Genomic DNA, 19,071 nt, shown 5'->3' with positions numbered 1-19,071 from the left:
ACGTCGAGTTTCCGTCGTCGAGAGTGCTTTCGGGCGACGAGAAGTCGACGTTCGCGACGGTCTGTCCTGGCTAGCGCACGACCAAGACCGGGCACTCGGCACGAGACAGCACGTTCTGGCTCACCGAGCCCAGAGTCGACGTCGCGATGCGGCCGCTGCCGTGACTGCCCACGACGATCAGTTGTGCCTCTCTGGAGAGGTCACGCAGACCCTTCGCCGGGCTGATGTCCTGAAAGACCTCGGTCACGTGGGTGGTCCCGTACTCCTTGGCCAGCGGCGCGACGAGTTCGTCCATGCGTCGACGCTGCTGGGTCTGTAGTAGATCCAGCAGCTGCCAGTCCATCAGCCCCTGGCTATAGCCCAGGCCGACCGCGGGCGCGAGTTCCCACATGTGCACCACCTGGAGCGGAGCGTGCAGCGCTCGCGCCGTCTCGAACGCGGCGGTCAGTGCGCGTCGCGAATCCTCGGATTCGTCGATGCCGACGACGACGGGCAGCGGTTTGCCGGTGCGACGTGCCACCGCGGTCCGCCAGACCAGCACGGGGCATTCCGCACGGTGGGTGATCCGCACGACGTGGCTGCCCAGGATGTCCTCGTCGGTGCCGCTTCCCACCACCAGCAGCCGGGCCCGTTGGGACGCATCGCGGAGTGCGCCGCCGACGGACTCCCGGACCGTCACGCTGCGCACGTCGAGGTCCGGATGAGCCGCTCGCACGGCTGCCTCGACTGGACCGAGAACGGCGTCGTCGGTGCCCTCGGTCGGCTGAGGCGCCGCAGCTTCGGTGAGAAAGTGCCAGTTCAGTCCTGCCACTGCGTGCAGCAGCACCAGTGCCGACGAGGTACTCGCCGCGTACTCGCCGGCCCACCGCGCGGCTGCCAAGGCCGTATCGGAGCCGTCGATCCCCACCACGACCTGCTGTGCGGCGTCGGCATCCCTATTCATTTCTGCACACTATCGCCGCTCATCGAGGGGGCTCGAGGGGCATCCGCTCACGGAGGCTGTCGTAGATCGGCGGTGACCTGAGCAGTTCTGCGGCCAGTACCGCGGCGGCGGTGGCAGCGATCATCGGCACCACGACCGACGTCGTGGCCGTCATCTCGACGACGAGGACGATCCCCGTCAGCGGTGCGCGGACCGTCGCCCCGAACAACGCCGTCATGCCGACGATGGCGATCGGGACCGCCAGAGCTGCGGCGTCGATCGACGAGATCGCCCCCGCGACTCCGACGAACAACACTCCCCACAGCGCGCCGAGGGCCAGCAGCGGTGCAAACAGTCCACCCGGTACCGCTGCGGCGTAGGACAGCGGACCTGCCACGAACCGCAATGCCAGCAGCCCGAGCACCGAGGGCAGGATCAGCGAGTCGCCGTTCAGGATCGACTGCGTCACCGCATCACCGCCGCCCACCCCGAGGGGTTGGATGAACGCCACCAACCCGATCACCGCGCCGATCACGGCTGCCTTGACCGTCGCGGAGACTCGGGGCACCAGCTTGACGTGGTCGACCAGCGCGAGCACGACGCGGTTGTACAGGACGCCAAGGCATCCGGTGGCCAGGCCGAAGACGACGAACAGTGGCAGCCATCCCACGCCCGGGGAGGCCACCTCGGGTACCCGGAAGTCCGGCTGGTCCCCGACGATCGGCCGCGAGCATCCGACTGCGGTGGCGGCCGCGAAACCGGTGGCCAGCACCGTGCGCAGACGAAAGGACTTGGTCACCTCTTCGAGGGTGAACAGAGCGCCTCCGATGGGGGCGTTGAACGCAACGGCCAAGCCGGCACCGCCGACGGCGGTCTGCAACATCCGCACGGTGTCGAGGGGGAGCCGGGCGAGGCGCGCGACGGCTGCCCCGACCGCCGCACCCATGTGCACCGTCGGCCCCTCACGTCCGAGGACCAACCCCGAGCCGATGCCCAGCACCCCACCGACGAACTTGGCCGGCAGCAGGCGCAGCATCGGTGGCGAGGCGTCGCCGCGGTACACGGCCTCGACGTGCTGGATGCCGCTGCCCGCCGCCAGCGGAACCCATCGCACGACCCCGGCAGCAAGGGCGGCACACGAGCCGACGACCACGATCGGTACAAGCCACCCCGGTCCAGCGAGTCGGTGCGCCCATTCCGATAGGTCCACGCGGAGTGTCTCGGCCCATCGGAGGCACCAGCGAAACGCGCCGCCGACGATCCCGATGACCACCCCGGCCGCCATCGCACAGACGCAGACCCAGACGAGTCCTGTTTCGTCGTCCCGACTTTCAGGCATCTTGGCTCCGAGCGAGTGTGGCGAGGTCGAGTTCGCACCGACCGGAGAGCAGCGGTGCGAACCGACGTGGTGCCCCCGGCATGATTCGAACATGCGACACCGGCTTTAGGAGAGCCGTGCTCTATCCCCTGAGCTACGGGGGCGGACCGGCTGGAAGCTTACCGTCACCGGAGGGCGCTGCGCGTTTCCGCCCGCGTCACGGTGGGCAATCCCAAGAGCATGAGCACTGCGAAGAAGGCCCGCAACACCGCTGAACGGCTGGCCGGTCAGGCCAAGCAGAAGATCGGACGCGCCACCGGCGACAGCCGACTGCGCAACGAGGGCAGGGTCGACGAGGCCAAGGCCCGCGTGAAGATGTCCGGCGAGCGTCTGAAGGATGCCTTCAAGGGCCGCTAACGCAACTCGCGTCACCCTCGAACCGCGCAGCCCTGAACCGCAGAGAAATAGTTGGTTTGGGCCGCGCCGAACGGGGCATCAGTGTGTCAAGCCGGTGCGACGACGTCCCGGCACGGAGCCATCTCCCGATGATCCGGCCCGTTGTGACCATCCGACGGGCCGGATCAATTTTTATAGGAGCACGATGAGCCATCCGACGATGGGCGTCGAGGAGGAGTTCCTGCTCGTAGACCCCGAGTCAGGTGCGCCCGTCGCGTTGAATGGCCGAACCGCCGAGTTGGCGGCCGAGCGTGGCGTCGACCTGCAGCTGGAGCTGACGAGCTGCCAGGTCGAGACGGCGACGCCGGTGATCTCGACGGCGGCCCAGGCGGCCGAGGAGTTGCGCCGGCTGCGGCGCGTGGCGGCCGAATCGGCCGAGGCGGCAGGCGCCCGACTGCTCGCCGTGGGTCTGCCGCCGACCGTCCCGCACGAGTTCCCGATCACGGACGACGAGCGCTACCACCGGATCGCCGAGCGCTTCGGCATGATCGCCAGCGAGCAGGGCATCTGCGGCTGCCACGTCCACGTCGAGGTCCCGTCGCGCGAGGCCGCGGTCGACGTCGGCAACCGGCTGCGGCCGTGGCTGCCCACCCTGCTGGCGATGACGGCCAACTCGGCGATCTACCGCGGCGCGGACAGCGGGCATGCCAGTTGGCGCAGCGTGCTGTGGGGCCGGTGGCCGAGTGCGGGACCGCCGCCGCACTTCGAGTCCGTCGACGACTACGACGCGGGCGTCCGGATGATGCTCGGCGTGGGCGCCATGCTCGACGGCGGTCAGGTGTACTGGGACGTCCGGCCGTCGGCGAACTTCCCGACGGTCGAGGTGCGGGTCGCCGACGTCCCCGCCACCGTGGGGCAGACCGCTCTGTTCGCCGCCGTGGTCCGGGCGGCCGTCGTGACGGTCCTGGCCGACCGTGAGCGCGGTGCACCGATCACGCCGCCGTCGGCACACGTCCTACGCGCGGCGTACTGGAAGTCGGCTCGCGAGGGCCTCGACGGTGATGCGGTCGACCTCGTCGGGACCGGTGCGACCGTCCCGGCCGCCACGCTGGTGAACCGACTGATCGACCTCGTCGGCCCGGCACTCGAGGCCACCGGTGACGCCGACGTCGTCAGACGCGAACTCGAGGACCTAATGAGCACCGGCAACGGCGCGACCCGGCAGCGGCGGGCGTACGCACGACGTCACGACCCGGCCGACGTCGTCGCGGCGGTGGCGGAGTCGACCCTCGAAGGGCTGTGAACTCAGATCAGGGGTAACTCGGCGAAGACCGGAGCGGTCGGCGTCTCCGACCCGCTGCCCGGTTCCAGGGTGAACGCCAGGGTCTGCGAGCCGTCGATGTCGGGCAGCACGGCCGTAGTGGACGGCGACACGGCAGCAGCGTCCATGGTGCCGGCGGAGTGCGCGCCGTCGTCGCCTACCAACCACATCTGATAGACGTAGCCCGAGGCGGGCGGTGCGACGTTGTTCATCACCAGTACCGCGGCATTGCGCTCCCGGGAGAACACCACCGTGGCGGTGCCGCCGGTCGGGATGTCCCCGGACACCGTCCGCACGTCGGGGGCGTCGAAGATCTGCTCGGCCGCGGACTGCTGGACCTCGGGGCGGATCGCGAAGCCGACGCCAACCGCGCCCAGTCCGACGACCATCGCGGCTGCTGCGGCGAGGGCGACGCCACGCCAGCGGGTCGACTTCGTCGACGTCCCCGGCGCCACCTGGACGACCGGTGGTGCGTCATCGAGGGCGGCCAGCAGTCGGTTGCGGAGTGCCTCGGGTGGCTCGACGGCCGTGGCGGAGGACACGACGGCCATGGTCTCGCGGACCGCGCGGACCTCTTCGTTGAACGCCCGGGCAACCAGCGGCGGGGCGTCGGCCACCTGCCGTTCGATCTCCCGCTCCTCGTCGGCGGAGACGGCGTGCAGTGCGTAGGGGGTAGCGAGGGTCATCAGAGTCTCGTGTGTCGGCTGGCTCACGACACCCCCAAGCAGTTTCGGAGTCCGCGGATCGCATCGCGCATCCGTGACTTTATTGTCGCAAGGTTCGCCGACAGTCGGGTGGAGACCTGCACATAGGTCAGACCCTCGTAATAGGCCAGCTGGATGCATTCACGCTGGATGTCGGTGAGGGATCCGAGGCACTCGGTGACCTGTCTACGCTCATCGAGATGGATGACGGCGTCGGCCACGCCGTCCGACGGCGGGTCGACATTGGCTGCGCCGTAACGGGATTCGCGCGCGCCGGCCGCCTGCTCGGAACGGACCCGATCGACGGCACGGCGGTGGGCGAGCGTCATCAGCCACGCCAGGGGTGTCCCCGCGGCCGGGTCGTAGTTGCACGCGTTGTTCCACACCTGCAGGTAGACGTCCTGCGTGGTCTCCTCGCTGTACCCGGGATCGCGCAGCACGCGGGTCACCAGGCCGTAGACGCGGGCGCGCGTGTCGTCGTAGAAGGCGGTGAACGCGTCGACGTCGCGCTGTGCCACCCGGCGCAGCAGGGCGTCGAGATCGGCCGTCACGCTGCGCACTCTACTAGGGGGGTTGTGGAGCAGAACCGCAGTCGTCACAGGTGACTCACCCGCTCCTTCTGAGCGACCGGTTCGCGCGGGACGACGGGGACCCGACGGGCCCACAGCGTGACGCCCTGCAGGCGGATCCACAACGCACCCATCAAGGGTGCCAGGGGAGCGACGAGCTGGAGCGCGAGCAACTGCGCCACCCCCGCGCCGCGTCGTTCGCCCTGCAGCGTGGCGACGAAGGCGGGGAGGTGCTCGCGGTGCAGGGAGATACGGACGTCCACCGTGTCCCCGGGCCGGGGCGCCTCGACGAGGTAGTACCCGTCGACCTCGTTGAACGGCGAGACGTAGAGCGCCTTCTTCACCGCGGCGGGCGCGTCACCCGTCGGCGGGAGGAGATAGGTGTGCCTGCCGCCGTAGACGCTGTGCACCTCGGCGATGACGTGCCGAAGCACGCCGTGGGCGTCGTGGCACCAGAAGATGCTGATGGGATTGAAGACGTACCCGAGGACGCGGGCCTGCAGCAACGCGGTGATGGTGCCGCCCCGCATGTCGATGCCGCGGCTCGCGAGGAACTCGTCGGCTCGGTTGCGCAAGGTGTCCGGCACGCCGTCGCGCGGTGCCGCAGAGAAGTGGTCGACCGCCTCGAACCTCGCGAACGGGCGCAGCCAGCGGGGTAGCCGCGGCAGCTGATCGAGGTCGACGTACCAGCAGTAGCCGCGCTGCTCGAAGTAGTGATGTACCGGAGCGCGCCGCACGTGGGTGATCCGCGTGCGATAGATGGCAGGCGCCGCCGCGCCACCGTCACCGGACCGTCCGAACCCGTTCTCACCTAGCACGATCTGTATTCGTAGCGACGCGGGAAACGGATGGGTGCGTTCGGATTGCGAAAGCCCGGACCCCGCGTAATGTGCCAAACCGTGGCGAAGACGCTGTTTCACGACGGAACCGTGTGGCCTGGTGCCCAAACGACGACGGCCGATGCCCTGCTCGTCGTCGACGGCGTGATCACCGCGCTCGGCGATGACGCCCGGGAAGCGGCGGGCGACGGTCCCGACGTCCTCAGGGTCGACCTCGAGGGCGGCTTCCTGATGCCGTCGTTCGGCGACGGGCACGCGCATCCACTGCTGGGCGGCCTCGAGTTCGTGGGCCCGGCGGTCCGACCGTGCACCTCGGTCGACGAGATCGTCGAGGCGGTCCGGCGCTTCGCCAAGGACAACCCCGACGAGGAGTGGATCGTCGGCGCCTCGTACGACGGCAGCCTCGCCGAGGGCGGCCTGTTCGACGCCCGGTGGCTCGACGACGCGGTCTCCGACCGCCCGGTGGTGCTGCGGGCCTGGGACTACCACACCGTGTGGTGCAACTCGGTGGCGCTGGAGCGGGCGGGCATCACCGCCGACACCCCGGACCCGGTGCTCGGCGAGATCCCGCACCGCGAGGACGGCTCGGTTCTGGGCACGCTGCGCGAGTGGGGTGCGGTCGACCTGGTCACCGCCGTCATGCCGGCCCGCGACGAGGACGTCAGGATCGCCGCCCTCGGCACCGCCGCCGACTACTACCTGTCCCGCGGCGTGACGTGGGTGCAGGACGCCTGGGTCGAACCGGCCGACGTCGACACCTACCTCGAAGCCGCACGCCGCGGCGCGCTGCGGATGCGCTTCAACCTCGCCCTCTACGCCGATCCGCGCCACTTCGACGCGCAACTGCACGACTTCTCGATGGCCAAGCGGCGGGTCGAGCAGCTCGATTCGCCGATGCTCACCGCGCACACGGTGAAGTTCTTCGCCGACGGCGTCGTCGAGAACGAGACCGGAGCGCTGCTGGAGCCGTACTGCACGGGCCTGCACGAGCACGGCATGACGGTGTGGGAGGGCGACAGCCTGTCCGAGGCCGTACGCCAGGTCGACGACCTCGGGCTGCAGATCCACATCCACGCCATCGGGGACGCCGCCGTCCGGCAGGCGCTCGACGCGATCGAATACGCCGCCGAGTGGAACGGCCCGCGTGACCGCCGCCCGGTGATCGCCCATGCGCAGCTGGTCGACGACGCGGACCTCGAGCGCTTTGCCGCACTCGGCGTCATTCCGAACATGCAGCCGCTGTGGGCGCAGCAAGATGCGCTGATGACGGTGTTGACGATCCCGCGCCTCGGCCAGGAGCGCACCGACAGGCAGTACCGCATGCGCAGCCTCGAATCATCGGGCGCAGCACTGGCATTCGGCTCGGACTGGCCGGTGTCGTCGGGCGCGCCGCTCGACGGCATCGCGATCGCGGTGTCCCGACAGACCACCGAGGGTGAGCCGGCGGGCGGATGGATGCCCGACGAGATCCTCACCGTCGAACGGTCACTGACCGCCTACACCGAGGCCGTCGCCGCACAGGCCTACGGCGAGGACACCTGGGGCCGGTTGGTCCCCGGCGCGAGCGCCGACCTGGTGTGGCTGGATCGCGATCCGCGGGAGACGCCCGCACGAGAACTTCCCGGAATCACCGTCCGGGCCACCTATGTGCGGGGAGAGCCCGCATTCGGTACGTCGTGAGAGAGGAACTGCCGATGTCGTCAGAGCCATTGGTCGGAGTGTCGGCCGATCCTGAGGAGGGGACGCTCAAACGCGCCCTCGGCGTGCCGTCGCTGACGCTCTTCGGGCTGGTCTACATGGTGCCGCTCACCGTGTTCACCACCTACGGCATCGTCACGGTGGAGTCCGGCGGCCGCGTGCCGCTGGCCTATGTCTTCACCCTCGCCGCGATGATCTTCACCGCGCGCTCCTACGCGCGGATGGCGGCGGCGTTCCCGGTGGCCGGATCGGCATATGCCTACACGCAGAAGACCTTCGGTGCGCCCGTGGGCTTCCTCGCGGGTTGGTCGCTGCTGCTGGACTACCTGTTCCTGCCGATGCTGAACTACCTCGTGATCGGCCTGTACCTCAACGCCGCGGTACCCGCCATCCCGCAGTGGCTGATCGTCGTCGTCACCATCGCGCTCGTCACCGTGCTCAACATCGTCGGCATCGTGTCCGTCGCCCGGGCGAACGTCTTGATCATTGCCGTGCAGGCCATCTTCATCGTGGTGTTCCTGATCATGTCGGTCGTCACCATCTCGGGCTCGGGCAGCGTCGACGTGATGGCGCCGTTCCGCGGTGACGGCACGGCCGGGGGACTCGGCCCCGTCCTCGCGGGTGCGGCGATCCTGTGCCTGTCCTTCCTCGGGTTCGACGCCGTGTCCACGCTGTCGGAGGAGGCGAAGGACGCCAAGCGCGACGTGCCGAAGGCGATCATGATGGCGACGCTCATCTGCGGCGTGCTGTTCGTGATCCTGTCCTACGCATCGCAGTTGGTGTTCCCGTCGAACGCGTTCGCCGACGTCGACTCCGGATCGCTCGACGTGATGCAGTCCGCCGGTGGCGCCTTTCTCGCGGCGTTCTTCACCGCGGCCTACGTGGCCGGCGCCACGGGCTCGGCGCTGACGTCACAGGCGTCGGTCGCACGCATCCTCTACGCGATGGGTCGCGACGGGGTGCTGCCGCGCAAGGTGTTCGGTCACGTGTCGGTCAAGTTCAGCACGCCGACGTGGGCGATCCTGGTCGTCTCGGTGATCTCGCTGCTCGCCGTGGTCATCGACCTCGCCATCCTCGCCTCGGTCGTGAGCTTCGGTGCGCTGGTGGCGTTCTCGGCGGTCAACCTGACCGTCGTCAAGCACTACTTCATCGACGAGGGCGAGAAGAACGTCCTGAACAACCTGGTGCTGCCGTTGATCGGCTTCGCGCTGACGGTCTGGCTGTGGTTCAGCCTGTCCGGCGAGGCGCTGACGATCGGATTGATCTGGCTCGCACTGGGACTGCTCTGGCTCGCGGTCGTCACGAAGGGATTCCGTCGGCCCACGCCGGTGCTGGACATGAAGGAGTAGTCAGGACCGGCTGCGGGCCGCCGACACGAGGCCGCGCAGCAGCGCCGACGTGGCGCGGCTCAGGCCGTCCTCGCCCAGCGGTCCGCTGCGCGGACTGATGCCGCGCACGCGGGGGGAGAGTTCGAGTTGCGCTCCGCCCCCTCGGGTTCGGTTGACGGGGTTGTCGGGATGCAGCCCGCGGAGTTCGCGGGGGATGGCCTCGAGATCGGTGACGACCTCGAAACCGGGTACCGTCACGTGCCGGGCGACATGGGCGGCCAATGCGCGGTCCGTGCCACCGGCCAGGATCTGGGTGCTGCGGCCCACGCGTCCGTACCCGTGCAGCGACACCGCGTCATCGACGTGGTCGAGGAACTCCGCCAGCCGTTCGGATTCCGTGGCCAGATAGGCGGCCGACCGGAGGTGGTACGGGTAGTTCACGGGGTGGTGTACGACGTAGACCGACGCGCCCGACGCCGCCGCCGCGCGTTCGGCGATGACGTCGGTCATGCGCTCGAGTCCGCCGCCGTGGATGGCGAGGAAGCCGAACGTCGACCGCAGCGTGCTGCGCTCGGTGACCTCCGGATCGTCGAGAAGCTCCGAGAGTGACTGCGGGCCCGGGCTTTCCGTCGGTGCCAGTGCGCGCGGCCACATCGACGGATCCCACCGGTGCAGGAAGTCCAGCCAGCGCTGCGGTAGCCCGTGGTGTAGCGCGCCCTCGATGATCCGCTCGAGGTAACCGGGACGCGGGGCGCCTGCCTCCACCCGGTGGTCGATGTAGACCCAGGCCTCTCGGGGTCCGTCGTCGGTGTCGACGACGAGCCGGTCGCGCCGGTACCGCACGGGGACGCCCTCGGCGCTGTCCAGGACGTCGAGGTCGCTCGCGCTGATCTGCCACAGCACGCCGTGCACCTCGGCGCCGTCGCTCGGTTCGACGGTGGCGACACCGCGTTCGTTGATCAGCCAGTCGTGATCGGCGAGCGTGGCACGCCGGGGGTCGGACGCGTCGGGACACCGTTGCGCCATCTGCGCGACGTTGAGGTTGGAGCCGTAGGCGAAGTACGCGGGCACGCCGCCGTGGCCTAGCCGGCGACGGTCAGATAGATGAGCACCACGTTCAGCACACTAATCACCGCCGCCACGAGCCAGCCGAGGGCGGTCGTGACGCGATGGTTGACGTCGTCGCCCATCAGGGTGCGGTCGCTGGTCAGCCGGACCAGCGGGATCAGCGCGAAGGGGATCCCGAACGACAGCACGACCTGCGACAGGACGAGCGCGCGGCTCGGGTCGACGCCGATCGCCAGGATCGCCAGCGCGGGGATCAACGTGACGACGCGGCGCAGCAGCAGCGGATAGGTGCGCCGCAGCAGGCCCTGCATGATCATCGCGCCCGCATACGCCCCGACCGACGTCGACGCCAGGCCGGACGCCAGCAGACCGATCGCGAAGAACAGCGCGACGCCGTTGCCGAGCGCGCCCTGCACGGCGGCGTAGGCGCCTTCGATCGAATCGGTGTTCGGCACGCCCTGCAGATGGGTGGCGGCGACGAGCAGCATCGCGAGGTTCACCGCGCCCGCCACGAGCATCGCCAGCCCGACGTCGTAGCGAGTGATCCGCAGCATCCGGCGACGCGGTGCGCCGGCGTCGGGTTGGCCGTGCCGGTCGCGGGCCAGCCCGGAGTGGAGATAGACCGCGTGCGGCATGACCGTCGCGCCGAGCATGGCGGTGGCGAGAAGGATGCTCTCCGCGCCGTCGAAGCGGGGGAGCAGTCCCGACGCGACGTCGGATACCGGCGGCGGCTCGACCACCAGGCTAGTCAGGAAGCCAATCGCGATCACCATGAGCAGGCCGGTGATGACCCGCTCGAAGACCCGCTGGCCGCGACGGTTCTGGATGGCGAGCAACACCAGCGACACGACGCCGGTGATCAGGCCGCCCACCAGGAGCGGCAGGTCGAACAGCAGGTTGAGCGCGATGGCGCCGCCGACGACCTCGGCGAGATCCGTTGCCATGGCGACGAGTTCGGCCTGCACCCAGTACGCGATCCGGGAGCGCGTGCTCGCCCGGTCGGCGACCGACTCGGGCAGGGTGCGCCCGGTGACGAGGCCGAGCTTGGCGGACAGGTACTGGACGAGCCCGGCCATCACGTTGGCGACGAGGATGACCCAGACGAGCAGGAAGCCGAACTGCGCGCCCGCGCTGACGTTCGCCGCGACGTTGCCCGGGTCGACGTAGGCGATGGACGCGACGAACGCCGGCCCGAGCAGCAGCCAGCCGGCCTTCGGCCGTGCGCTGGCGGTCGGAATCACGAACCCACTCTTCATCCGGGGAAACGAATAGAAAAGTTAGGCTAGACGAAACCTTGTCGTGCGTGCAATCGGGAGGCGTGCGCCGAGACGGCTCAGAAGAGGCCGAAGCCGAACCCGCCGAAGGGATAACCGAATCCCCACTGGCCGTTGTTGGTCGCCGGTGGCGACGTCGTCAGGCTCGAACTGCCGTTGGTGGTGCACATCGTCGTGTTGGGCGCGGTGTTCACGCAGTCCGGCCGGGCAGTCGCCGGTGCGGCGAATCCGATCGCCCCCGCAGCGGCGAATGCCGCGAGCATGGGTGCTGCAATACGCTGTTTCTTGCTCATGACCTGCTCCGATCGCTGGAACCAGCGTACGCCCGCGGATGCGTGCGGCGTAGGTTCCTACAGAGTCCAGAACTCGTCTTCCCACGGGAACATTCCGTAACTCGGAGCCGGTGGCGTCGCGTCGATCTCCGTGTTCCCTGGCGTCGCGCACTCGGTGGTCTGACCGCCGGTGACCGAGGACCCGCCGACGGTTTCGCACTGGGGCAGCGACGGCGTCGGCTCGGCCGAGGCCAGGGGCGCGGCGACGAGTGCGGCGGCACCGGCTGCGGCGAGCAGTGTGGCGAGGGTCGAACGTGCCTTCATCTGTCAATCCCTTCAGCGGTTTCGGACGTAGCGTACAACCGATCCACCGTCGGGGACGTGGGTCAGCGGCGTCCGCCGCCACCACCTTCGCCGCCCACGGCGCCGCCGCCGTGTTCTCCGCCGAACCCGCCGATGATCAGTGGGGCGCCGTAGAACTCATCGGCCCACGGGTACGGGTAGAGCGGCGCAGGAGCGGTGGCGTCGATCTGCACGTTGCCCGGCGACTGGCACTCCGTCTCGCCGGTGCCGGTGTACTCGCCGCCCGCGGCGGTCTGGCAGTTCGGCAGATCCGGGTTCGGCTCGGCCGCCGCGACGGGCGCGCCGAGGATGGCGACGGCTGCCGCGCCCGCCGATGCCAGCAGGGGGAGTAGGTAGCGCATCGGCGTCCTTCCGGTCGGACGGGTGTCACGGTCGACTCGCAGCGTACAGCCCCTTTCCGGTGACCAGGGGAAGGTCGAGTGTGGTGCGGATGCCCGCGGGCGCGGCGACCACCTCGGGGATCGCGTTGACGACGCGGGCCGCGGTCGCGACCAGTCCGGCATGGTTGTGGTCGCCGTTCGGGCTCGAGAGGCACAGGTCGACCGTGTACGACGGCTCGCCGGTGATCTCGATGCGGTACGAGCCGCCCTCCTGTGCGGGCTGCGGCCAGTCCGGCCGCAGGTCGTCGCGCAGGCGGGTGACGTGTTCGAGCACGACCGCCACCTTGCCGTCCTTCATGCCGCGGACCTCGAAACGCAGCGCCGCGGCGGTGCCCTTCGCGATGTGGCCCGAGGCGATGTCGAAGTCGTCCGGTGCGGGCTCGCGCACGTGCGTCTCGGTGACCTCGTCCAGTTCGACGCCCAGGCCGCCGGCGAGCTGCCGGACCACCGAGCCCCACGCCAGGCTCAGCACACCCGGCTGCAGCAGCATCGGCACGTCGTCCATCGGTCGACCGAAGCCCATGACGTCGAACATCACCGCCGCGCTGTCGTAGGTGTCGTAGTTGATGATCTCCATGCAGCGGATCTGCTCGACGGTCTGGCACGTGCCCGCGAGCGCCAGCGGCAGCAGGTCGTTCGCGAAACCGGGGTCGATGCCGCCGACGAAGAGGCTCGCGTTGCCCGCGGCGGCGGCCTCCTCGATGGGCGACACCATGTTCTCGGGCAGCGTCTGCCACGGGTACTGCAGGAAGACCGCGCTGCTGCCGACGACGTTGACGCCGGCGGCGAGGAGGCGGCGATAGTCCTCGAGCGCCTCGACCAGACGGTTGTCGGCGAGCGCGGTGTAGACGGCGCACTGCGGGTTGGTGGCGAGCACCGCGTCGAGGTCGGTGGTCGCCGTGATGCCGGTGACGGTGTCGAGGCCCGCGAGTTCACCGGCGTCCTTGCCCGCCTTGGCTTCTGACGACACCCACACGGCCGTCAGCTCGAAGCGCGGGTCGTTGATGAGGTGGACGAGTGCCGGCTTGCCGACGTTTCCGGTGCCGATCGCGGCGACTGTGATGGCCATGTGGCGGGTCCTCAGAGGTCGGGGATGGGGAACTCGAAGTTCGGGACGGTGATGCCGCCGTCGACCTCGAGGGTCTTGCCGGTCAGGAAGCTGCCAGCCGGGGATGCGAGATAGACGGCGGCCGCGGCGATGTCGAGCGGATCGCCCAGGCGGCGCAACGGGGTGGCGTCCTCCATGGGCTTGCGGAGCTCGTCGTTGCTCGCCAGGATGTCGAGCGCCGAGGTGAGGATCGACCCCGGCGCGATGGCGTTGACCCGGATGCGCGGCGCGAGGTCGAGTGCGGACAGCCGGGTGTACTGCGCGAGCGCGGCCTTCGCGGTGCCGTAGGCGGCGAACCCGCGGCCCGAGACGCGGGCCATCGTCGAGGTGATGTTGATGATGCTGCCGCCGCCGGAGTGCTCGAGCATCAGCGGGACCGCGGCGAGGGTCAGCGCGTGTGCGGTCGTCACGTTGAACGTGAAGGCGTCGCGCAAATCCTTGGTGGAGGTGTCCATCAGCGGTGCCGGCATGGTGCCGCCGACGTTGTTGACGACGACGTCTAGTTTGCCGAACGCCTCGATGGCCGCGGCGGCGAGCTTCGCCGTGTCCTCGGGGTGCGCGAGGTCGGCGACGATGACGTGCGCCGTGCGGCCGGCCGCGCGGACCTGCTCGGCGACCTCGTCGAGTTGGGACTGCGTGCGCGCCGCGATCACCACGTCCGCACCGGCTTCCGCGAACGCGAGCGCCATCGCGGCGCCCAGGCCGCGGCCCGCTCCGGTCACGACGGCGACCTTGTCGTCGAGTCTGAACCTGTCGAGAATCACGTGTTCCTCTCTTCCCTTGCCGCGGTCACGCTAACAAGGGCGGCGCCTCGGTGTGGGCGATTTCTGTAACACGTTCTACTTCTGGGGTGGGGGCGTCGCGGTCTGACCCGTCGTCGCGAGTTCTGCACCAGCGGCGTTCGACGCTGCGGCGACGAAAGTTGCGAAATGGCGCGAATGTGCGAGTAGACGTCTACGAAAAGCGGATCTCGCGGTCGAGGACGCGCTACGACTTCTTGGCAGCAGCCTTCTTCGCCGCGGTCTTCTTCGCGGGCGCCTTCTTGGCAGCGGTCTTCTTGGCGGCGGCCTTCGCCGGGGCCTTCTTCGCAGCCGACTTGGCCGGCGCCTTCTTCGCGGGCTCCTCGTCGTCAGCGGAGTCGTCAGACGCGTCGGCGCTCGCGGCCCCACCCTTGCGCGCCTTCACGCTCGCCTCGAGCTTGGCCAGCAGGTCGGACACGTCGTCGGTCTCGTCGAGGTTCTCGGGTTCGGACTCCTCGGTGCTGAACGCCTCGCCACCCTCGAGCTTGGCGGCCACGAGTTCGCGGAGCTGCTCCTGGTAGTCGTCGCGGAACTGGTCGGGGTGGAAGTCGTCGGTCATCGACTCGACCACCTGGCCGGCCATCTTCAGCTCGGCGGGCTTGATCTCGACTTCCTTGTCGAGCACTGGGAAGTCGGGGTCGCGGATCTCGTCGGGCCACAGCAGCGTGTGGATCACCATGACGTCGCGCTTGCTGAAGTCCTTGACGCGCAACGCCGCCAGGCGGGTCTTGTTGCGGAGCGCAAAGTGCACGATGGCGACCCGGTCGGTCTCGGCGAGCGTCTTGGCCAGCAGCACGTAGGACTTCGACGACTTCGAGTCGGGCTCGAGGAAGTAGCTCTTGTCGTACATCAGCGGGTCGAGCTGCTCGGCGGGGATGAACTCCACCACCTCGATCTCGCGGCTGCGTTCCTCGGGCATCGTCGCGATGTCCTCGTCGGTGATGATCACCGTCTGGCCGTCGTCCGAGTCGTACGCCTTGGCGATGTCGCGGTACTCCACCACCTCGCCGCAGACCTCGCACACCCGCTTGTAGCGGATGCGTCCGTTGTCCTTGGCGTGCACCTGATGGAACTTGATGTCGTGGTCTTCGGTCGCGCTGTAGACCTTGACCGGCACGTTCACCAGCCCGAAGGCGATCGAACCCTTCCAGATGGAACGCATGACCCAGTATTGCCCATTTGGTCAGCGTCGACGCAGAGCGGCGCGATCCGGTAATTCCGCGCCCGCCCGGGCCACGACGTAGGCCGAGACGTCCGCCGCCGCGCCGAGCACGTCCGCCAGCGTCGACGTCGCGATCGCGGCCAGGTCCGCGCGGCGCGCGGCACCCAGCAGGTCGAGTGACCACAGCGCGTCGATCAGTCCGGTCATGAACGCGTCGCCCGCTCCCACGGTGTCGACCACCTCGACCTCGGGCGCCTCGACGCGGACGCTGCCCGCCGCGCACACCGCGAACGACCCGTCCCCGCCCATCGTCACCGCGACGATCGCCGGGCCCGCCGCCTGCCACGCCGCCGCGATCTCCTCGGGGGTGCGGGACGGGTCGATCCAGTGCAGGTCCTCGTCGCTGACCTTGACGACGTCGGCCCTCTCGACCAGGCGGTCGATGCGGCCGATCACCTGATCCCGATCGGTGATGAGTGCCGGCCGCACGTTGGGGTCGTAGGTGATGGTGGCTGAGGCGCGGTAGGCATCGACGAGTGCGGCCGTCGCCAGCGCTCCCGGGTCGAGGAACGCCGCGATCGACCCGGTGTGCGCGACGAGCGGCGGCGCCACCTCCGGCGTGCCGGACAGCTGCCACTCGAGGTCGAACTCGTAGGTCGCACCGCCGGCCGCGTCGAGCCGGGCGCGGGCGGTGGGGGTGCGCTCCGCGTCGGTGGTGCCCGGGACCAGGCGTACGCCCGACGCCTCGACGTAGTCGGCGATGCGACGGCCGCGGTCGTCGGTCCCGACGTGGGTGAGGAAGTCGACGTCGCGGTCGAGCCGGCCCAGCCCCACGGCGACGTTGAGCGGGCTGCCGCCGACGTGTTCGCCGGTGACGACGCCGTCGCGCTCGACCACGTCGATCAGCGCCTCGCCGATGACGAGCGCACGGGTCATGACGTCGTCATCAGCTGCTCGAGCGTCGCGCGGGATCCGTTCTGGTGCAGTGACTCCAGGGCCCAGAGGTAGGCCTCGACGAAGCGCGGCTGCTCCGCGAGGTCGCCGAACAGCGCGGTGTTCTCGATGAACGCCGTCGGGTTCTCGAGCTGCGACTTGGCCAGCGGCACCAGTGTGTCGGCGAGCTGGTCCTGCACGTCGATGGGCTCGCCCTGCTCGTCGACGCCCTCGGCGTAGCGGGCCCAGCTTGCGACGACGGCCGCGGACAGGGCAACCGGCGCACCGGACTTCAGGTTCTCCCGTACGACGGGCAACAGCCACTGCGGGATGCGGTCCGACGAGCCGAAGCAGAGCCGCACGATCGTGTCGCGCACACCGGGATTGGCGAATCGCTCGATCGCCGTCTCCTTGTACTCGGGCAGGTCAATGCCCGGCACCGGCAGCAGCGTCGGCGTCCCCTCCTCGTCCATGTAGCGCTTGAGGAACGTCGCGAACAGCGGATCGCCCGCGGCGTCGTGCACCAGGCGGTAGCCGGCCAGGTACGCGAAGTAGCAGAGTGCCTGGTGACCCGCGTTGAGCAGGCGCAGTTTCATCAGTTCGTAGGGCATGACGTCGTCGACGACCATGACGCCGACGTCCTCGAACCGCGGTCGACCGTCGGAGAAGTGGTCCTCGAGCACCCAGGCGGTGAACGGTTCCGCGGCGACGGGCCACTCGTCGTCGATGCCGAACTCGTCGCGGACCGTCTCGATCACCTCGGGTGAGGTGGCCGGCGTGATGCGGTCGACCATCGAGTTGGGGAAGCGGGTGTGCTCGGCCATCCAGCCGGCGAGGTCGGGGTGCGCCTTCTCGGCGTAGGCGGTGAAGGCCTCGCGGGCGACGTCGCCGTTGCCCTCGATGTTGTCGCACGACACGATCGTCGGCGACGGCAGTCCGCGCTCCCTGCGACGCTCGAGGGCCGCTGTGACGAGGCCGAAGACGCTGTCGGGTCCCGCATCGCCGATCGAGTAGCCGCCCTCGGTGATGGTCAGCGACACGATCCGGGTGGACGGCGCGGCGATCAGCTCGATGACGCCCTCGGGGTCGTCGGGTGCGAACCGGTAGTCGACGATCGAGCCGATCACGCGCGCCTCACGGCCGCCGTCGGCGCGCAAGGCCAGCAGCGTGTACAGCCCGTCCTGGGCGTCCATCACGTCGGCCATGCGGCGATCGCCCGGCAGGACGCCGACTCCGCAGATGCCCCAGTCGCCTGCGTCGCCGAGTTCGAGCAGCCGGTCGACGTACATCGCCTGATGCGCCCGGTGGAATCCGCCGACGCCGAAATGCACTATCCCGATGCCGATCTCGCCGCGGTCGTAGCCGGGCTTGGCGATGGATACCTGGGGGAGGTTCTCGTCGTTGAGTTTCATGACGCCGTCATCACCGTCCCGACGTTACCCGGGGAGGCCATGCCCTCGGGGCGCCTCGGCGAGGTCGATCGACCGTTTCCATGCCGTCGCGAGACGGGAGCTGAAAGTGTTGTGTGCGTCACACCGGCCATGTTAGCGTGATGAACAGTTACTCGCACCCCTGAGCAGATGTTCACACCACAGAGAGGTGGCAAGCCGCACCGTGCACGTGTCCGCGCCGACCTCCGGGTCATCTCCGACGACCAACGGCCGACTGGCCGACGGGTCCGAGAACCTCGGTGGGGCCACGCCCGAGGACCTGCGGCTCGCGCTGCGCGCCGCCACGCTCTACTACCTCGACGGGCTCACCCAGGCGGAGATCGCCGCCAAGCTCGGCGTCTCCCGGCCGACCGCAGGACGACTCATCGCACGCGCCAAGTCCAAGGGGCTGGTGCGCATCGAGGTGGTGGTCCCCCCGATGCTGAAGGACGACCTGCACGCCGACGAGGAGCGCCGGCTCGAGGAGCGCTACGGCATCACCGAGGCCGTCGTCACCGGCCACCTCGGGCGGGCATCCGCGGCACTGCTGATGCGACGCCTCTCCCAGGACGACGTGCTCGGGTTCACCTGGGGGCCCGAGCAGGTGGCCGCCGTGTCCTCGCTCAGCCCCGGCGTGGCGAACTGTCGCGTCATCGTGCAGTTGGACGGCGCCATGTCGACCGCGTCGTACCAGACCGGCATGGAGTTCATCCTCAGCCGCAGCGCCGACATGCTGCGCGCCGACGCGATGCGCCTGCCCGCGCCCCTCTACGCCGACGCCTCCACGGTCGCGTCGCTGCGCACCGACTCCGTCATCTCCCGGACGCTCGACGCGGGCCGCCACGCCGACACGATGCTGTTCGGCGTCGGCTCGGTGTCGACGTCGACCACGCTCTTCGAGGGCAGCTTCCTCGACGTGCGGATGCTCGACGAGCTGATCACGCTCGGCGCGGTCGGCGAGATCGGCGGCAGGTTCTTCGACGCCAAGGGCGCCCCCGTCGAGACGGAGCTGGCGCAGCGCGCGGTGTCCGTGCCGCTCGAGGACATCCGTCGGTGCGAGAAGACGATCCTCATCTGCAGCGGTCCGGAGAAGCACGTGGCGACGCACGCCGCGCTGCTCGGCGGCCTGGCGAAGCTCTTGGTATGTGACATCGATTGTGCCCGTTGGTTGTTGGATCAGTGAGAG

20 protein-coding genes and 1 tRNA gene are annotated in these 19,071 nt (G+C 69.4%); 5 read left to right on the top strand and 16 right to left on the bottom strand.

Going from position 1 to position 19,071, the window contains the following annotated elements:
• Positions 1-70 precede the first annotated feature (70 nt).
• From G6N64_RS29350 to G6N64_RS29340, 3 genes are all read right to left on the bottom strand, one after another.
• Entirely contained in the window at positions 71-943 is an 873-nt protein-coding gene (locus tag G6N64_RS29350) for a universal stress protein (RefSeq protein ID WP_163801258.1), read from the bottom strand.
• Between the two features lie 19 nt (positions 944-962).
• Positions 963-2,261: a H(+)/Cl(-) exchange transporter ClcA gene (locus G6N64_RS29345; RefSeq protein WP_163801257.1), complete on the bottom strand. Its 1,299-nt coding sequence runs from the start codon at positions 2,259-2,261 to the stop codon at positions 963-965.
• Positions 2,262-2,328: 67 nt separating this feature from the next.
• Positions 2,329-2,404 (bottom strand) — tRNA-Arg (locus G6N64_RS29340).
• A 76-nt stretch (positions 2,405-2,480) separates the two neighbouring features.
• Here G6N64_RS29340 and G6N64_RS29335 point away from each other — a divergent pair.
• Both G6N64_RS29335 and G6N64_RS29330 read left to right on the top strand, forming a co-directional pair.
• On the top strand, positions 2,481-2,657 hold the full coding sequence (locus G6N64_RS29335) for a CsbD family protein (RefSeq protein ID WP_163801256.1): 177 nt from the start codon (positions 2,481-2,483) through the stop codon (positions 2,655-2,657).
• Positions 2,658-2,841: 184 nt separating this feature from the next.
• Entirely contained in the window at positions 2,842-3,939 is a 1,098-nt protein-coding gene (locus tag G6N64_RS29330; RefSeq protein WP_163801255.1) for a glutamate--cysteine ligase 2, read from the top strand.
• 2 nt (positions 3,940-3,941) lie between these two features.
• Here the strand turns inward: G6N64_RS29330 and G6N64_RS29325 are convergent, their stop codons facing one another.
• The 3 genes from G6N64_RS29325 to G6N64_RS29315 are packed head-to-tail and all read right to left on the bottom strand — an operon-like array spanning position 3,942 to position 6,048.
• A complete protein-coding gene (locus tag G6N64_RS29325; protein WP_163801254.1) occupies positions 3,942-4,670 on the bottom strand; it encodes an anti-sigma factor in 729 nt (242 codons plus the stop codon).
• Complete coding sequence (locus G6N64_RS29320) at positions 4,667-5,245, bottom strand: sigma-70 family RNA polymerase sigma factor (RefSeq protein ID WP_163802202.1); 579 nt, start codon at positions 5,243-5,245, stop codon at positions 4,667-4,669. The genes G6N64_RS29325 and G6N64_RS29320 overlap by 4 nt, the downstream gene beginning before the upstream one ends.
• A gap of 11 nt (positions 5,246-5,256) precedes the next feature.
• On the bottom strand, positions 5,257-6,048 hold the full coding sequence (locus G6N64_RS29315; protein WP_163801253.1) for a DUF1365 domain-containing protein: 792 nt from the start codon (positions 6,046-6,048) through the stop codon (positions 5,257-5,259).
• Between the two features lie 81 nt (positions 6,049-6,129).
• On the opposite strand from G6N64_RS29315, the gene G6N64_RS29310 reads away from it, so the two are divergent.
• Together G6N64_RS29310 and G6N64_RS29305 are read left to right on the top strand one after the other, a co-directional pair.
• A complete protein-coding gene (locus G6N64_RS29310; protein WP_163801252.1) occupies positions 6,130-7,749 on the top strand; it encodes an amidohydrolase in 1,620 nt (539 codons plus the stop codon).
• 14 nt (positions 7,750-7,763) lie between these two features.
• Positions 7,764-9,116 carry an APC family permease gene (locus tag G6N64_RS29305; RefSeq protein ID WP_163801251.1) on the top strand — a complete coding sequence of 451 codons (1,353 nt, stop codon included), beginning with the start codon at positions 7,764-7,766 and terminating at the stop codon, positions 9,114-9,116.
• Here the strand turns inward: G6N64_RS29305 and G6N64_RS29300 are convergent, their stop codons facing one another.
• The 10 genes from G6N64_RS29300 to G6N64_RS29255 all read right to left on the bottom strand — a co-directional run bounded on the left by G6N64_RS29300 (position 9,117) and on the right by G6N64_RS29255 (position 17,867).
• Positions 9,117-10,166 (bottom strand): poly-gamma-glutamate hydrolase family protein, encoded by a 1,050-nt coding sequence (locus tag G6N64_RS29300; RefSeq protein ID WP_163801250.1) that lies wholly within the window; start codon positions 10,164-10,166, stop codon positions 9,117-9,119. It lies immediately after the preceding gene.
• Between the two features lie 11 nt (positions 10,167-10,177).
• Entirely contained in the window at positions 10,178-11,404 is a 1,227-nt protein-coding gene (locus tag G6N64_RS29295) for an Nramp family divalent metal transporter (protein WP_246230851.1), read from the bottom strand.
• A gap of 92 nt (positions 11,405-11,496) precedes the next feature.
• The gene (locus tag G6N64_RS29290) at positions 11,497-11,730 is read right to left on the bottom strand and encodes a hypothetical protein (protein ID WP_246230850.1); all 234 of its coding nucleotides are present in this window, start codon (positions 11,728-11,730) and stop codon (positions 11,497-11,499) included.
• A 57-nt stretch (positions 11,731-11,787) separates the two neighbouring features.
• A complete protein-coding gene (locus tag G6N64_RS29285) occupies positions 11,788-12,033 on the bottom strand; it encodes a hypothetical protein (protein WP_163801248.1) in 246 nt (81 codons plus the stop codon).
• Positions 12,034-12,095: 62 nt separating this feature from the next.
• Positions 12,096-12,413: a hypothetical protein gene (locus G6N64_RS29280; RefSeq protein WP_163801247.1), complete on the bottom strand. Its 318-nt coding sequence runs from the start codon at positions 12,411-12,413 to the stop codon at positions 12,096-12,098.
• Between the two features lie 25 nt (positions 12,414-12,438).
• On the bottom strand, positions 12,439-13,521 hold the full coding sequence (locus G6N64_RS29275; protein WP_163801246.1) for an NAD(P)H-dependent amine dehydrogenase family protein: 1,083 nt from the start codon (positions 13,519-13,521) through the stop codon (positions 12,439-12,441).
• Positions 13,522-13,532: 11 nt separating this feature from the next.
• Positions 13,533-14,324, bottom strand: coding sequence for an SDR family oxidoreductase (locus G6N64_RS29270; protein WP_163801245.1), 792 nt, complete (start codon positions 14,322-14,324; stop codon positions 13,533-13,535).
• Positions 14,325-14,547: 223 nt separating this feature from the next.
• The gene (gene ku / locus G6N64_RS29265) at positions 14,548-15,522 is read right to left on the bottom strand and encodes a non-homologous end joining protein Ku (protein ID WP_163801244.1); all 975 of its coding nucleotides are present in this window, start codon (positions 15,520-15,522) and stop codon (positions 14,548-14,550) included.
• A gap of 21 nt (positions 15,523-15,543) precedes the next feature.
• Positions 15,544-16,458 carry a carbohydrate kinase family protein gene (locus tag G6N64_RS29260; protein ID WP_163801243.1) on the bottom strand — a complete coding sequence of 305 codons (915 nt, stop codon included), beginning with the start codon at positions 16,456-16,458 and terminating at the stop codon, positions 15,544-15,546.
• The gene (locus G6N64_RS29255; RefSeq protein ID WP_163801242.1) at positions 16,455-17,867 is read right to left on the bottom strand and encodes a mannitol dehydrogenase family protein; all 1,413 of its coding nucleotides are present in this window, start codon (positions 17,865-17,867) and stop codon (positions 16,455-16,457) included. The genes G6N64_RS29260 and G6N64_RS29255 overlap by 4 nt, the downstream gene beginning before the upstream one ends.
• 253 nt (positions 17,868-18,120) lie before the next feature.
• Between G6N64_RS29255 and G6N64_RS29250 the strand changes: the two genes are divergently transcribed.
• Entirely contained in the window at positions 18,121-19,068 is a 948-nt protein-coding gene (locus G6N64_RS29250; RefSeq protein ID WP_246231354.1) for a sugar-binding transcriptional regulator, read from the top strand.
• Positions 19,069-19,071: the final 3 nt, after the last annotated feature.

Origin of the sequence: Mycolicibacterium sediminis, assembly GCF_010731735.1 — a bacterium.
GTDB classification, from domain to species: domain Bacteria; phylum Actinomycetota; class Actinomycetes; order Mycobacteriales; family Mycobacteriaceae; genus Mycobacterium; species Mycobacterium sediminis.
The sequence above is the reverse complement of the archived record's forward strand: the minus strand, read 5'-3'. Positions and strand labels throughout refer to the sequence as shown.